Origin of the sequence: Mammaliicoccus sp. H-M34 (assembly GCF_022386495.1) — a bacterium.
GTDB classification, from domain to species: Bacteria; Bacillota; Bacilli; order Staphylococcales; family Staphylococcaceae; genus Mammaliicoccus; species Mammaliicoccus fleurettii.
In genome coordinates, this window is sequence record NZ_JAJNIK010000006.1 from 24660 (window position 1) to 38685 (window position 14026).

General features: G+C 31.0%; 16 protein-coding genes. 5 read left to right on the plus strand and 11 right to left on the minus strand.

Going from position 1 to position 14026, the window contains the following annotated elements:
- The first annotated feature begins 54 nt into the window (after positions 1-54).
- Together LQ608_RS08725 and LQ608_RS08730 are read left to right on the plus strand one after the other, a co-directional pair.
- The gene (locus LQ608_RS08725) at positions 55-1122 is read left to right on the plus strand and encodes a YihY/virulence factor BrkB family protein (protein ID WP_078358504.1); all 1068 of its coding nucleotides are present in this window, start codon (positions 55-57) and stop codon (positions 1120-1122) included.
- Entirely contained in the window at positions 1106-1675 is a 570-nt protein-coding gene (locus tag LQ608_RS08730) for a beta-class carbonic anhydrase (RefSeq protein ID WP_107509732.1), read from the plus strand. Before LQ608_RS08725 ends, LQ608_RS08730 begins: the two co-directional genes overlap by 17 nt.
- A 496-nt stretch (positions 1676-2171) precedes the next feature.
- Here LQ608_RS08730 and LQ608_RS08735 read toward each other — a convergent pair whose 3' ends face one another.
- The 5 genes from LQ608_RS08735 to map all read right to left on the minus strand — a co-directional run bounded on the left by LQ608_RS08735 (position 2172) and on the right by map (position 5916).
- Positions 2172-2801: a response regulator transcription factor gene (locus LQ608_RS08735; RefSeq protein WP_078358502.1), complete on the minus strand. Its 630-nt coding sequence runs from the start codon at positions 2799-2801 to the stop codon at positions 2172-2174.
- Positions 2791-3834 (minus strand): sensor histidine kinase, encoded by a 1044-nt coding sequence (locus tag LQ608_RS08740; protein ID WP_239751340.1) that lies wholly within the window; start codon positions 3832-3834, stop codon positions 2791-2793. Before LQ608_RS08740 ends, LQ608_RS08735 begins: the two co-directional genes overlap by 11 nt.
- Positions 3831-4541, minus strand: a complete 711-nt coding sequence (gene liaF, locus LQ608_RS08745) for a cell wall-active antibiotics response protein LiaF (protein WP_239751341.1) — start codon at positions 4539-4541, stop codon at positions 3831-3833. The genes LQ608_RS08740 and liaF overlap by 4 nt, the downstream gene beginning before the upstream one ends.
- Positions 4542-4556: 15 nt before the next feature.
- Positions 4557-4946, minus strand: a complete 390-nt coding sequence (locus LQ608_RS08750) for a hypothetical protein (RefSeq protein ID WP_078358499.1) — start codon at positions 4944-4946, stop codon at positions 4557-4559.
- Between the two features lie 214 nt (positions 4947-5160).
- Positions 5161-5916 carry a type I methionyl aminopeptidase gene (map, locus tag LQ608_RS08755; protein WP_239751343.1) on the minus strand — a complete coding sequence of 252 codons (756 nt, stop codon included), beginning with the start codon at positions 5914-5916 and terminating at the stop codon, positions 5161-5163.
- Between the two features lie 98 nt (positions 5917-6014).
- Here map and LQ608_RS08760 point away from each other — a divergent pair, with 98 nt between their 5' ends.
- Entirely contained in the window at positions 6015-7010 is a 996-nt protein-coding gene (locus tag LQ608_RS08760) for an FUSC family protein (RefSeq protein ID WP_239751345.1), read from the plus strand.
- A 110-nt stretch (positions 7011-7120) separates the two neighbouring features.
- Here LQ608_RS08760 and gatD read toward each other — a convergent pair whose 3' ends face one another.
- Together gatD and murT are read right to left on the minus strand one after the other, a co-directional pair.
- Positions 7121-7843 (minus strand): lipid II isoglutaminyl synthase subunit GatD, encoded by a 723-nt coding sequence (gatD, locus tag LQ608_RS08765; protein ID WP_239751347.1) that lies wholly within the window; start codon positions 7841-7843, stop codon positions 7121-7123.
- Positions 7843-9153 (minus strand): lipid II isoglutaminyl synthase subunit MurT, encoded by a 1311-nt coding sequence (murT, locus tag LQ608_RS08770; RefSeq protein ID WP_078358495.1) that lies wholly within the window; start codon positions 9151-9153, stop codon positions 7843-7845. Before murT ends, gatD begins: the two co-directional genes overlap by 1 nt.
- A 147-nt stretch (positions 9154-9300) precedes the next feature.
- On the opposite strand from murT, the gene LQ608_RS08775 reads away from it, so the two are divergent.
- Both LQ608_RS08775 and LQ608_RS08780 read left to right on the plus strand, forming a co-directional pair.
- Positions 9301-9807, plus strand: coding sequence for a ferritin (locus tag LQ608_RS08775; protein WP_078358494.1), 507 nt, complete (start codon positions 9301-9303; stop codon positions 9805-9807).
- Between the two features lie 349 nt (positions 9808-10156).
- Complete coding sequence (locus tag LQ608_RS08780; protein WP_239751349.1) at positions 10157-10711, plus strand: 3'-5' exonuclease; 555 nt, start codon at positions 10157-10159, stop codon at positions 10709-10711.
- A 44-nt stretch (positions 10712-10755) separates the two neighbouring features.
- Here LQ608_RS08780 and LQ608_RS08785 read toward each other — a convergent pair whose 3' ends face one another.
- The 4 genes from LQ608_RS08785 to LQ608_RS08800 all read right to left on the minus strand — a co-directional run bounded on the left by LQ608_RS08785 (position 10756) and on the right by LQ608_RS08800 (position 14008).
- Entirely contained in the window at positions 10756-10971 is a 216-nt protein-coding gene (locus tag LQ608_RS08785) for a hypothetical protein (RefSeq protein WP_078358259.1), read from the minus strand.
- Positions 10972-11089: 118 nt separating this feature from the next.
- Positions 11090-12157, minus strand: a complete 1068-nt coding sequence (dinB, locus tag LQ608_RS08790; protein ID WP_239751350.1) for a DNA polymerase IV — start codon at positions 12155-12157, stop codon at positions 11090-11092.
- Between the two features lie 69 nt (positions 12158-12226).
- Positions 12227-12772 (minus strand): DUF3267 domain-containing protein, encoded by a 546-nt coding sequence (locus LQ608_RS08795; RefSeq protein WP_239751352.1) that lies wholly within the window; start codon positions 12770-12772, stop codon positions 12227-12229.
- A gap of 99 nt (positions 12773-12871) precedes the next feature.
- The gene (locus tag LQ608_RS08800) at positions 12872-14008 is read right to left on the minus strand and encodes a PQQ-dependent sugar dehydrogenase (RefSeq protein ID WP_239751354.1); all 1137 of its coding nucleotides are present in this window, start codon (positions 14006-14008) and stop codon (positions 12872-12874) included.
- Between the last annotated feature and the right edge of the window lie 18 nt (positions 14009-14026).

Below are 14026 nucleotides of genomic sequence, written 5' to 3' on the forward strand. Positions count from 1 at the left end.
CTTATTCAAATAACCTAGTCTTTTTTAACATTATATTAAATTAGGAGAATTCTTATGGGAAATGATAAATCAAGTTCAAAGTTTTTAGAACAAGCTAAAAACTTTAAAGATGAACAAAAGAAATCTATAAAAAAAGAAAATTATATTCCACCACAGAGATTTGAATCGAAAACAGCTAAGAAGGATAACCAAATATTTTTCGTATCTAAAATTAATAAACCAGCAAAGTTCACTAAAGATGGAAATATATTATCTACATTAATTTATAGAATAGGTAAAGATAATGCTACTGGATTAGCAGCACAACTATCTTATTATTTCTTACTTGCATTATTCCCTACTCTTATTTTTATTTTGACGTTAATTCCAATATTCCAAGTTGATCCTGACACTATCACAAAAATGATTTCAGATAATGCACCAGGAGATACAGCTTCACTTATAACTGGAATAATTGATGACGTCATGAGTAATGCGAGTGGCGGACTATTCTCATTTGGTTTAATTGCAGCATTATGGTCAGCCTCAAATGGTATGACTGCCTTGATGAATGCATTCAATGTTGCATATGATGTTGAAGATGGTAGAAATGCAGTTGTTCTAAAAATCATGAGCGTATTCTTCACAGTTATCATGGTGGTAGTCTTTGGTATTGCTATTGCATTACCTATCTTCGGTCAACAAATAGGTAATTTATTATTTGGACCTTTAGGATTAGAATCTGAACTACGTTGGGTCTTTAGCTTAATAAAAGTTGTGCTACCACTAATAGTTACGTTTATCGTATTTGTTACACTTTATGCGTTAGCACCTAACATTAAAATTAAAGTATTATCCGTAATTCCTGGAGCAGCTTTCACTACAATTGTGTGGCTTGGTTCAAGTGCACTTTTCGGATTATATGTAAATAACTTTGCGAACTATTCTAAAACATACGGTAGTATCGGTGGTATTATCGTACTTATGCTTTGGTTATTCCTAACAGGATTAATCGTAATTATAGGTGCAGAAATTAATGCTGTATTACATCAAAAGAAAATGCTTAAGAACGGGTCACCGGAAGAACAAGCATTTAATAACTTAACAGAAAATGGTGAAATGACTAATGCCTCTATTGAATGATATATTAGAATTTAACAAAACTTTTGTATCCAACCAAGAATACAAAAATTTTATTACAACAAAGAAACCAAACGCTAAAGCAGTATTATTAACTTGCATGGATACTCGATTAACAGAACTATCTACTCGTGCATTAGGATTTAAAAATGGTGATGTGAAAGTTGTTAAAAATGCAGGAGCTACAATTTCACATCCATATGGGTCAACAATGCGTAGTTTGTTAGTTGCAATTTATGCACTTGGTGCTGAAGAAATCATAATAATGGGTCATAAAGATTGTGGAATGGGTAATTTAGATGTTGATTCAGTAATTGATACTATGAAAAGTCGTGGTGTTACTGATAATACATTGAATACGATAGAACATTCTGGCATTGATATTCAACAGTTCTTAAGAGGCTTTGATGATGTCACACAAAACGTACAATCTAATATTCAAAAAGTTTATAACCATCCATTATTTGATCAATCCGTTCCAATTCATGGATTCGTGATTGATCCACACAATGGTGATTTAGAAGTCATTCAAAATGGATATGAATTTACAAAATAATGCAAAGAGGCTGAGACAATTTAATTTGTCTCAGCCTCTTTTCTTATAGGATGCCCTTGCTCACACAAGTTAAAAGATGTGTAAATATGGATACCCATGCACACACAAGTTAAAAGAAGTGTAACTATGAATACCCATATTCACACAAGTTAAAAGAAGTGTAACTATAGATACCCATATTCACACAAGTCAGGAGATGTCTAAATATGGATACTCATGCTTACACAAGTCAAAAGATGTGTAACTATGGATACCCATGTTCACACAAGTCAAAAGATGTGTAACTATAGATAGCCATGCTCACACAAGTCGAAAGATGTGTAACTATGGATAGCCATGCTCACACAAGTCGAAAGATGTGTAACTATGGATACCCATGCTCACACAAGTCAAAAGAAGTGTAAAAGCTTATACAAGAAAAAGAGCAGAAATTCAATTTTAACAATGAATTTCTGCTCTTTTAAATATATAGTATATTTGTCTCAGCCTCTTTTTCCTATGATATTAAGTTATGTTGAAATGCATAAATAACAGCTTGGGTTCTATCTTGAACTTCTAACTTACTAAGTATATTACTTACATGTGTTTTTACTGTTTTAATTGTAATATGAGATGCACTTGCTATTTCTTGATTTGAATACCCTTTTGCAATTAATAGTAAGATTTCCATTTCACGCTCAGTAAGCATTTCAAATAATTCTGCTTTTTGGTTCATTCTATTACGCATTTTCACTAAAACTTCTGGTTCAAATACTGATTCTTTGTTGTATGTTTTACGTATTGCATTTGCAATGTCATCTGCAGAAGTTGTCTTTAATATATAACTATCTACACCTGCATCTAAAGCTTGGTACACTTCACTATCTTCAATGAAACTAGTTAGCATAACAATTTTAACTCTTGGTTGGTTTTTCTTTATATGTTCTGTAGCTTCAATACCATTCATATCATCCATTACTAAATCCATTAAAATAACATCGGGTTCGAGTTGTTCGGCTTTTTCAATGCCTTCTCTACCAGAAGCAGCTTCCCCTATGACTGATATATCTTCTTGAGTAGATAAATAACTGGAAATACCTATACGAACCATCTCATGATCATCTACGAATAATACTTTAATTGTCATACTGTTCCTCCTTATTATTTGGTACCTTAACTTCAATACGTGTTCCCGATTTAGGCATTGAAATAATATTTAGAGTTGCTCCAATTTCTAATGCGCGTTCGTTCATTGTATTTAGACCATAACTTTGTGAATCTCTATTCGACGTATCAAATCCTATTCCGTCATCTTGTATACGTAATATAACATAATCACTCGTTTCAATTAACTCGATTGAGACTTTTGAACCCTTAGAATGACGCAATGTATTTGAAATTGCTTCTTGTGTAATTCTGAAAAGATGGTCTTCTGTACCTTTTGCAATATCTATATCTTCTATGTCATAGACAACTTTCATAGGGATTTTTTGTTTTAAGTCTATTACTAAATCTTTTATTCCTTCACCTAATGATTTATTTTTAAGTCCTAATGGTCTTAAGTGTAATAATAAGGCTCTCATCTCTAATTGAGAATCTTGTATCATTTTTTCTAATAAATCAACTTGTTTAGAAAGTGGTTCATCAAGATTTGAAGATTTAATAGCAGAAAGCATCATACTAGCAGCAAATAATTGCTGACTCACTGAATCATGTAACTCTCTTGCTAATCGTTGTCTTTCATCTTCTATAATTTTTTTTACGACTGAGTCTTGCATTTGATACGATTCATTTATAATCTTTTGTGACTTCAATCTCAAAGTATAAAGCTCTTCATGAAGTGGTATCAAAGTGTGGTAAATTTCCAATGTTTCTTGGTGTAAATCTATTTCATGATTATTCACGCCTAAAATTTCACCTTGTATTGATCTTTCTATTTGTTCTTTTATCCAATGGTGTTGCTGATTAATTTTATAAGCTACAGCTGAACCTATAATAATACATAACAGGATGACAACTATATTTATAAATAAAAATGCAGGTACACCTAAAATTTGTGTGTAAAATATACCTTGAAAATATATGATATTAATAAATATACGATCTAAGAAAAATAATATACCGACAATTGTATATATAAGAATGAGCATTGACCCAATTATTCTAGTGTAGTTATTCATCGGAATATCACCTCAACATCACCCATAAATGTTGAGAAGAAAATATTAACTTTAAAAGTATTTTTATGACTGTTTTCTTCGTAATGCACAGTCTCATTTCTTACTCTATAAACTTGATCATTCATATACAACCTGCTGAATAATGCTGTTATATGGACATTCACATGATAATTATAAGGTACAATTATTTGTGTCTTACCAATATATTGTCTTACAACAATTACATTATTCTCGGATAAATTAGCAGCTAATGATAAATCTAATTCTATATCTCCAATTGCTTGTTGAATTTGTATATCTTCCCATTTATAAATGTAGTGAGGTGTTTTTTGTGGTGAAAACCATCTCTGTTTTATAAATGATTCATTTATATTTTTATTGGATGTATTTTCTACATGTTCCACTTTTAGCGGTTTTTTTCGATATATAATATATCTTACTACTAAAAAAATGAGTGATAAAAATAAAATGGCAAGCATATATGGATTAGAAAGTAAGGCATAAATTAATAATATAGCGCCAATCCAAAATATAATTAATCCTCGTAATTTATGAAAATATAAATAACCTACATAAATAAAAATAATCCCCATTACTACGACAAGTAATAATCCTATTTTTTCAAAGAAAATATAGTAAATGTTCGACAACAGAATTAATACAGTGAGTATAATTAACAATTCTGTTGATATAAATTTATTCTTCAACTTACCACCCCAATCTTAGAGAAGTGAATTCATTTGTGTAAGCATAGAACGTTCTGCAATCGTATTAGCTATTTGGTCTAAAGTACATTTAATTGCTTCTTCTATTTTAGCTAATTCACTTTCTAACATGTTAATTTGTTTTTGCAAAAATTGTAAATCATAGTCTTCAAGTTTTTTAGCACAAGTAATTTTAAAGTCTTCTATTTTATCCATATACTTATTGTCTAATTCTAAAGTATAATTATCAATTAATTTACTTAATTGACATTTCTTCTGTTCTAAATAACTTATATATTGCTTCATAGCTTTTATTTTAACATCTAAATGCTTAGCGCATGTATCTAAACTTTCATAATAAGAAACAAGAATGAGTTGTTTTAATTGATTTGAAACAACATTAAACATAGAATCACCTACTTCTGTCAGATTAAACTCTATTATAAAATGTTATTCAATATTTCAAAATGGACCTAGGGACGAAATTACAATCGGTCCTTAGTCTTAGAAAAGGGATTATGACAGAAATCTAATGTCATAAAAAAGATTTCGTCGCCCCAGTCATCTACTGCCAATATATTAATTAGAGGCTGAGACAATTAATTTGTCCCAGCCTCTAATATTAATCTTCTAGTTTAGTTAATAATAATGGACCATCTTTAGTAACGACAATTGTGTGCTCAATTTGAGCTACATAACTTTTATCTTTCGTTTCAAATGCCCAGTCATTTTTTCCATCACTTACAATTGTTGCATTAGAAGATATAAAAGGCTCTACTGCAAGAACCATTCCTTCTTTTAGTAATTGTTTTTCTAATGGGTCAAAATAATTCATGACGTGTTGTGGTGAGTCATGTAAAGATAAACCTACACCATGTCCAGTTAAGTTTTTGATGACTTTTAAGCCATGTTTACGTGCTGTAGAATTAACTGCTCTACCAATTTGAGATAACTTAGAACCAGGTTTAACTTTTTTCATAGCTTCTTCAAACGCCATGGCAGCTACATCAACAACTAATTGTTTCTTAGGATCATCTGCTTCACCTACAACAAATGAGATGCCTGTATCAGCATAGTAACCATTCTTACGTGCTGATACATCGATGTTAACTAAATCACCTTCTTTTATTACACGTTTACCAGGAATACCATGTGCTACCTCTTCGTTTACACTTATACATGTATACCCTGGAAAATCATATTCTGCAATAGGAGCTGATTCAGCTTCTAATTCTTCAAATCTTTCCTTTGCAATGTTATCTATTTCTTTAGTTGTTATGCCGGGTTTAGTTGCTGCTTTCAACTCATCACGAATTATTGCACATATTTTGCCTATTTCTTTTAGGCCTTCAAGTTCTTCATTGTTTTGAATTATCATTTAAATCCCGTTCTTTCTTTTTAAAATTTTTTTGTCGTTTTTAATTATATCAGAAAATGCATGTTATACTATAAAAAAATGATTTCGGAGTTTTGTGTATGAAGGAAAATTGGTTATCTCGAATTATCGGTGCAAGAATTATTAAAACAGGATTGGCTACATTTTTAACTGCATTAATTTGTATGTCTTTAACTTTAAACCCTATATTTGCTGTAATTACTTCTATCGTAACAATAGAACCTACAGCTAAAGCTTCTTTAAAGAAAGCTTATGTTCGTTTCCCCGCTTCTATACTTGGCGCATTCATTGCTGTCATTAGTACATATTTCTTTGGTGAATCGCCTTTAAGTTATTCATTAGCAGCTACTGTAACTATTTTAATATGCTTTCAACTTAAATTAATGGATGGTATGTTAGTGGCTGCTATTACTGCAGTTGCTATGGTGCCTGTTATTCATGAAGCATTTGTTTATAACTTTGTTTCTCGATTAGCAACTACCACTATCGGGCTTGCTACTGCAGGTATCGTTAATTTTATAATTTTACCTCCTAAATATATTTATCAAATTGAAAGTATTAATAGTGAAATGGATAATAAAATATTGAAGATATACATAAACAGACTTAAAGAACTTTTACTTGGTGAATATGAATCTGCTACTTCAATGAAAAATATGACAACGTTGCAACAGTCAGCTACAAAAATAGAACAACTCATTAAATATCAAAAAGAAGAATATGATTATCATCGAACAAAGAAAGAATCAAAATCGCATATAAGAAAAGTTGAAATGAAATATCATACAAATCGTTTACTCAATGCACATTTATTAAATTTAATTTATTTACCTGAGAACACTCATATTATTTTTACAGAAAAAGAGCGTATAGCACTCTCGAATTTCTTGAAATCGTACGAACACCTAGAATCAACCAATGAATTTATGAAACAGAAAAAAGCAGCATCAACACTTAAAAATAGTGTAAAAGGCCTTGATGAATTTGACGAAAATCAAATTAAAAGTCATGTCATTTATGAGCTATTGATGATCAATAAAATATTGAATGATAGATATTCTAAAATATCTAAATAATATTCAAAATGCACTCTAATGAATTTGTTTACTAATCTTAATCGTTAGAACTACAAACAACCTCCCAATCATCTCGATTGGGAGGTTGTTTGTATTATGTTCGACTTCAGCTATTTAGCTTTTAACAACCTTTTAATGATAGCTTGTTTAGCAGCTTCTTCAACAGTATTGTCTAATTGTTCAGGTTTAAACTCTAGTCCTTTACGAATACATGCTTGTTTTAATAAGTAATCTGTAATTTCATGGTTCTTTGGTAAAATCGGCCCATGTAAATATGTACCTAATAGATTTTTATAGTGAATACCTTCACGTTTGTCATTATCATTATTTCCAAATCCATCAACTACTCTACCTAATGTTGGATATTCGTGATATGTTCTTCCACCATGGTTTTCAAATCCTACGATTTGTCCAAACGTTTCTGATTCAATTACAATATCGCCAATTAAACGATCTTTCTTAGATTCTGTGTATATATCAAGAATATTTAATCCTTCTAATCTTGTACCATCTGGTGTTACATATTCTGAACCTAAAAATTGATAACCTCCACAAATCGTTAAAGTTGGCATACCGTCTTCTATAGCATTTTTAAGTTGTGATTTAATTTTCTTTAATTGTTCTGTAGCAAGACTTTGCTCTCTATCACTACCTCCACCAATAAAGAAGATATCACAATCATCTAAGCTCAAATTCTCAGTATCTGTTATATCTACTACTTGAACTTCAATATCGCGCCATTTTGCACGTTGTTTAAGTGCAATAATATTGCCTATATCTCCATATAAATTTAATTTATCCGGCATAAAATGAAATATCTTTATAGATGACATTATGCTTCCTCCTTAAAGGATTTATTTAACGTCCTATGCATTGGTGCCAATGATGTATAGTTAGGTATCGCAACTGTAAATTGAGAATAAGTCATTGAAAGTTCAGTTGCTTTTTCTATTGAATTTTCAATTATAACGTCTGCATTGACTTCTGCATATTTTAATCTTAAAGCTAACTCTTCAGCTCTTTGTCCTGTGCAAATAATTGCTTTAATATTTTGTCTAGATAATTTTTCAAAATCAGCGTCATAAATCCAAGAAATATCTCTACCATCAGCGCCATTATCATTTAAACTAATTAAATAAACTTTTTCACCGTCAACTTGCTCACCTACAGATAAACTAGCATTTAGTCCCGCTGGATTTTTAGCTAAGTTAATTAATGCTTCTTTTTTGTTATTTCTATAATATTGCATACGACCATTATCTGATGTATAAGATTCAAACCCAGTTTTGATAGATTGATCATTAAGTCCTAATTCTCTTAATACTGTATAAGCAGCAATAACGTTAAACACATTGAAATCACCTGCTATTTTCATATCAAAATGTGCATCATTTAGACCAACATGTATAAAAGGTTCTTGTTTAAACGAAGTTACTTCATACTGAGGTGTTGCTCTGTTAAATCCACATTCACATGTATAATGACCTATTTGATTGTAATGGACATGACTATAATTTAATAAGCGTCCACAATTCGGGCAATATTTACTTTCAACCATCGTACTTTGCTCAAAGTCATGAATGCCCTTTTGCATGCCATAATAAACAATATCATCACTAGCTATTTTCAATCTACTAACAAAAGGATCATCTGCATTTAGTAACAATTTAATACCTTTATCTTTAATAGAATTAGCAATATTATCAACCATCGTATCAATCTCACCAAATCTATCCATTTGATCTCTAAAGAAGTTTGTTACAACCATCATTGTAGGTGTCATTTCTTTTAACACTCTTGGAATTGAACCTTCATCTATTTCAATTATTGCAATTTTAGTATTTTTATTAGATTGCACAATAAAACTTGAAGTAATACCCGCGGCCATATTGGCACCTTCAGTATTATGTATAATATCGATATTATTCTTCTTTAATGTATAACCGATTAAGTTAGAAGTTGTAGTCTTTCCGTTCGTACCACTGATCATCACGATTTCATCTACATCATTAGCTAACTTTCTTAAAATAAGTGGGTCTATTTTACGTGCTAATTGTCCCGGAAGATCCGTACCCTGTTTACCTACTTTTCTACTTGCATAACGCGCAAGTTTCGCTACATTTTTCGCAACATACTTCTTCATACGTTACCTCCTTATTCTGTCACATTATTATACCACGTTCAAAAGCTTTAAAAAAAGAGTTTCACTATGTTAATTCGTTGGTTTCCAATTGTTGTTATTGTATAATAAAGATGTAATAGATTTTCACTATAGAAGGGAAGATATTTTATGTTATCAAAAAATATTCTAGATGCTTTAAACAATCAATTAAATCATGAATTTTACGCAGCACATGCATATATGGCAATGGCAGCTTATTGTGCAGACAAGAGTTACGATGGATTTGCAAACTTCTATATTCAACAAGCTAAAGAAGAACGTTTCCATGGCATGAAAATATATAACTATATTAATGATCGTGGTGAAAAAGCTATCTTCACATCACTAGATGCTCCAAAAACAGAATTCAATTCTTTATTAGAAACATTTAAAGATGGTTTAGCACAAGAACAAGATGTAACACGTCGTTTCTATAATTTATCTGAAATTGCTAAAGATGAAAAAGACTTTGCTACAATTTCATTCTTAAATTGGTTCTTAGATGAACAAGTTGAAGAAGAATCAATGTTTGAAACGCATATTGATTACTTAGAAAGAATTCAAGAAGACAACAACGCACTATTTATATATGAAAAAGAACTAGCATCACGTAGCTTTGATGAAGGCTCTGAATAAAATTGATTATTTAGGATTATATAACCGAGCTAGGACAAATTAATTGTCCTAGCTCGGTTTTTGTGTGGAAAATGAGGGTGGAGTTGGTTGTGAGGGTTGGTTGCGGGGCTTGGTTGTGGGGCTTACTGGCAGAATTCCGAATTGTGCTCCTTAGATACTAGTTCTTACGGACATTTCTCAGAATTTTGTCCCTTACAGCACCTCTTACGGACATTTCTCGGAATTTTGTCCCTTGCACACACTTACTTTCGTTCATTCAATCAACTTTTAACACCATATATTTATAATTCATCATTATTTACTTTATGTCCTTATATGATTATAATTACGTTCTAAAGGAAGTGATGAAATGTCTTCATTCGTAGCACTAGATTTTGAAACTGCTAACGGTAGTCCCGAAAGTATATGTTCTATAGGGATGGTTAAAGTAGTTGATCATCAAATTACGGAAAATTTTTATACTTTAGTGAATCCTGAAGATTATTTTTCTAGTATGAATATTAAAATTCATACAATCAAACCTTCAGACGTAACTAATTCACCTACATTTGATATTGTCTTTCCATATATGATGGACTTTATCGGCGATTTACCAGTCGTTGCTCATAATGCTAAATTTGATATGAATGTATTGTTTAAATCACTCATTAAACTTAATATTGAGATTCCTGATTTAACTTATTTTTGTTCATGTATATTAGCAAGAAAAACTATAAACAACCCACGATATGGCTTGGCACCTATGATGTCGTACTATAATATTGATTTTAAAGGACATCACCATGCCTTAAATGATGCAAAAGCATGTGCGATTATAACGTACCGACTCTTAAAACATTACCCAGATTTAGATTCAGTCCTAAGTATATATGGCAAATCATTATCTGATAAAAAATATGTATAAAAAAACAGTGAAGAAATGTTATATTTCTTCACTGTTTTTCAATATTATTCTTTGTGTTGAAATTCTTTTTTTAAATCTCTTCTCAAGCTTGCTTTGTTAACAGGTCTTTCTAGTTTTTTATCTAACCAGAATAACAATATTGCAATTGCAACAATTCCTAGTAATTTTATTACATCAAATGTACCTGTATCAATGGAGCTTTTAATAAATAATATAATCAATAACACTGTAATCGCTATAATTGAAAATTTAAATTTCATATCAATCTCTACCTTCTTATTTGTAAGTATTAAATAATACCCTTTTTTCTTTTAAATGAAACACGTTCATAACTTATATTAGAATACTAAGGATAAAATTAAATATCAAGTTAAGTGTTTATATGAAATCATATATCGTTAAATTACGGTAAGTTCTAGAAACTAAATTCCCAATGGATACGCCAACTAAGCGGATAGCTATGTCGGTATCTTTAAGAGAATTATACAAATCATATGCGATATTATATATTTCCACTTCATCGTATACTGGTGTACTGCTACTAGTTTGTTTAGAAAGTGTTTCAAAGTCATGTGTTTTTAACTTAACTGTAATTGTTCTTCCGGCTAATTCATGTCTATCTGCTCTATTAGCAACTTCTCCACTTAACTTACGTATAGTGTTTAATATGAATTCATCATCATTTTGGTCTGTTTCAAAGGTTGTTTCTCTTCCGATTGATTTCCTAATTCTTGTAGGCTTAACATGAGAGTGATCAATACCACGCACTTTATTATAAAAACTGACGCCTCTTTTTCCAAATAGCTGAATCATTTCCATTTGATTATATTGATATAAGTCTTTCCCAGTATGAATACCTTTTTCTTTCATTTTTTCTTCGGTTACTTTTCCAATACCTGCAAAATCTCCTATAGGTAATGACATCAATAAATCGTGTGCATTTTCATAATCTATGACTGTTCTTCCACTCGGTTTATTCATCCCACTGGCGAGTTTTGCTAAAAATTTATTATAAGATACACCTGCAGATGATGTAAGATGCGTCTTATCGTAAATATCTCTTTGGATATACTGTGCGATCATTGAAGCTGGTAAGTCTCTTCTAACGAGATCTGTAACATCTAAATATGCTTCATCTAATGATAATGGCTCAACGATATCTGTATAGCTCTTAAAGATAGCCATGATTTCATTCGAAACTTCTCTATAATGATTTAACCTTGGACGAACATAGTAACCATCAGGACATAGTTTATGTGCTTGAGCCATTGGCATTGCAGAATGTACACCAAATTTTCTAGCTTCATAACTAGCTGTTGAAACCACACCTCTACCAGAAGCTCGTCCACCTATAATGACTGGTTTACCTTTTAATGTTGGATTATCCCTCACTTCCACTTGAGCAAAGAAAGCATCCATATCGATATGAATTATTCGCCGTTCCATTGTATACACCTCTACAAAAAAATAGGAAGTTGGTTGCCCAAATTCCTATATATTATATCAAAATTTCTATTAACTTGTTGATTGTAAGTCTTTGTTCTCTGAAAATAGATTAATTCCTACTTCAGTATCTTCAACGTATTTCATCTGTTTATTACTATAAATAATTTGAGCCATATAGAAATCCCCTATACAAGCTGCACCATGAAAAGAAAAGATATAAATGATAGAAGATACTTGTAGCCATAATAAAGAAACAAGTAAAGCTAAACTTATTATGACAAAAGGTGCTAGCAAAATAATATAAAACTGCTTTCTATTAAATATAGCATGAGGCATTGTCGCATAAAACATACCATTCATATAACCATATTTAACTTTAGAAGAAGGATTAAATAATTTAAAGCAAATACCGTGAATCAATTCATGTACAAATACTAGTACAATCAAACCAATTATCCCGGTTACGATATTCCTTAAAAACCCCTCATCATAAACATATACAACATTTGCTATAACTTTAAAACTAATTAGTATTAGTGAAAGAAATAGAACAAACTGTAATAACGCTAATCTTTTTAAAATAGAAACGTTGTTAATTAAGTCAATTTTAAGCATCTAACTCCCCCATGAAACCAAGTCTTAATAATCTTTACATGCTTATTATAAAATATAAATGCCGTTATTACTAATCATTACACAATTTATGTCATTTTATTATTTCAATTGACTTAAAGATACTTTATACAATTTATCGTCATTACCTGAAGGGTTTCCTCTACCATCGGAATTATTACTAATGAAATATATTTCATTATTTACGATATAAACATCTCTAATTCTTCCATAATCAGAAGCAACTTTATTCATTTTATTATTATTTATATCAAACTTCATGATACCTTCACCACGCAATGCAGCAGAATAAATTATCCCATCATGATAAGCAAGACCTGATGGTGCCCACGTATCATCTGCTCCTGAAGTGAATAATGGAGATTCCATATTAGATTTTTCTTCATTACCTTCAATTACTGGCCATCCATAATTATGTCCTTTTGTAATTTCATTTATTTCATCATTCGCTTGATTGCCATGTTCACTCGCATACATCTTATCATCTGAAGTCCAAACCATGCCTTGTGGATTCCTATGACCATAACTATAAACATAAGAATTAGAAAATGCATTATCACTTGGTTTACTACCATCAAGGTTCAATCTTAAAATTTTTCCACCTAATGAATTTTTATCTTGTGCATTTTGTTCATCAGAAGCATCACCGGTTGTTGCATATAACTTATTATCAGGTCCAATTTTCAGTCTTCCGCCATGATGATATTGACCACTTGGAATATCATCTAACAATAATGCTTCTTCATTCCATGTATCGCCGTCTAGTTTCAACTTCACGATGCGATTGAACTGTCCATCATTATTTTCATACGTATAATACGCGTAGGCTTCATTAGAATTCTCAAAATCTGGTGCAAGAACTAAACCTAATAGACCAGCCTCAGCAGCAGTTGATACATCTTCTTCTAAGTTCACTTTCTGTTCTATCTTCTTATCCCCTTTAATCTTAACAATCTTGCCAGGACGCTCAGTTAAATAAAAAGTATCACTAGTCTTCGCAATACTCCATGGCGTATCTAAGTTATCAACCACTGTTTCAACACCTTTAGTTTCCTTGCTATCTTTTTGATTATCCGATTCACCCTGTTGTTTAGTTGCATTATTTTGGGTTTGGTTATTTGTTTCTTCTGTCTTCTCACTAGCATCTTTACTCGAATCACTACCGCAAGCAGACAATAAAAAACAGACCGATATGGCACTCATTAATACGTTTTTCATAAACAACCCTCCTTAATT